Source organism: Marseilla massiliensis (assembly GCF_016899955.1).
Classification (GTDB): domain Bacteria; phylum Bacteroidota; class Bacteroidia; order Bacteroidales; family Bacteroidaceae; genus Prevotella; species Prevotella intestinigallinarum.
In genome coordinates this window covers 1-1,576 of record NZ_JACJJL010000077.1, presented here as the reverse complement: position 1 = coordinate 1,576, position 1,576 = coordinate 1, and the positions used below count along the sequence as shown (strand labels likewise).

The 1,576-nt window shown below is 53.5% G+C and carries 1 protein-coding gene; it reads right to left on the bottom strand.

All coding sequences use genetic code 11. The features are described 5' to 3' along the window. Positions 1 to 191: 191 nt before the first annotated feature. A complete protein-coding gene (locus H6B30_RS15935; RefSeq protein ID WP_205112231.1) occupies positions 192 to 1,517 on the bottom strand; it encodes a MutS N-terminal domain-containing protein in 1,326 nt (441 codons plus the stop codon). Positions 1,518 to 1,576: the final 59 nt, after the last annotated feature.

Genomic DNA, 1,576 nt, shown 5'->3' with positions numbered 1-1,576 from the left:
GAAGGGTCTGTGCCGTGCGCACGGCACCACTCCAGATAGTCCTGTCCGTTCTCGCCCTCCAGCACGAAGCGGAGATAACCTATTTTGCCTTCCTGAAGGAGTTCAACCAGCTCCTCGTGATTCATTGGTGTTGACATATTCCTGTTCTTTTGATGTTTATACTGTTTGGTTCTGATTCTAAATAGTCTGCATTACATTTTCATGGAGTTTGATTTTTCCAGCTTGGCGGTCTGTGCCGAAAGCAACCCGTTGATTTCCGGGGTAAGGTACTTGGCGGCAATCTGCTCGCGCGTGGCGGTACGGGTCTTGAAAAGCGAATAGCCGTCGTCAAAAGAGATTTCATGTTTGGCGGTCTTGCCCTTGTCGCCCATGTCCACGTACACCTTCCACTTGTTGTCGGTATGGTCTTTCGCCACACGGATCCCCTTAGGGTCAACGCCTTCGGGAAGCCGGTACTTCTCGTAGGCGGATTTCAGGTGCAGCCGTTCGCCGAAGTTTTTCTCGATAAGCTGGTTGGGTGTCATCACCCTGTCGAAGTAAGCGTTCAGGTCCTGGCGCGAGGCCACGGCGGACATCCTTGCGTCACCCACTTGGGCATAGAACTTGTACCTGCCGAAGTCGGGACGCTGCTCGTCCTTCTCCTTGTAGACATTGAACTTTTCGATGGCGACCGCACCTTCCGCGCCCTCCATCTGCCGGGGGAATCTGTAGGTGTCCTCCGGCACTTTCGGCATCAGCTTTGTCGGGTAGTAGCGTTCCATCAGCTGCGGCACGGTCAGCTCCTTCTTCTGGTAGGCGGCGAGGTCGGCGGCATCCATCTTCTGCGGCTTGAGCTGCTGGCCGTCAATCTTGGCGGTGAAGTACCAATCCTCCAGGTTGTCCTTGCCCTGGTAGGCATGGCCGTGGGTCACCTTGCCGCCGTCGGCCGTCACCATCTGCGGCTCGCGCGGCTTACGTTCCTTTTTCGCCCCGGCCTGCTGTTCCACATTGGCATCCGCCTTTGCTTCGGGTTTCTGTTCCGCAGCGGCCTTCTGTTCCGTATTTTTCTGACAGGCAGGTTTCTCCTTCACCTCATTGGGGTCAGTTTGGACAGGCTTATCCTGCACGGCCTGTTCTTTCTTCTTCTTTGCCATATCGGTATTGTTGGGTATGATTTCTTCTTTTACCTTGGTTTTCTCCCCGGTCTTTTGCTTGGTTTGCTCTTCCTTTTTCAGTTTGGGTGTTTCGAGCTGGTCACAGATGGCCACCCTCTGCCCAGAGCGTATCAGTTTGGGAAGATATACATCCAAGGCGTGATAGGGAAACAGGGTGTATTTGACGGGGTCTTTCTCACCGGGAAGAACTCTGCTGGTCAGCGTGATGGCCAGTACGGCGGCGGCCTTGACCGCATCCTCCTTGTACATCTCGTAAAAATCCCCCTTGCGGAAGAGGAGCATCGCGTCGGGATGTTTCTGTTTCAGCGAGTTAAACTGTCCCAATACGTCTGGGACATTTTCCAATTCTGCTTTTTTCGCCATAAGCGGATGGATTTAGCGTTTAAGACTTTGAGTGATATTTTCTTTTGGGGAATGCAGCT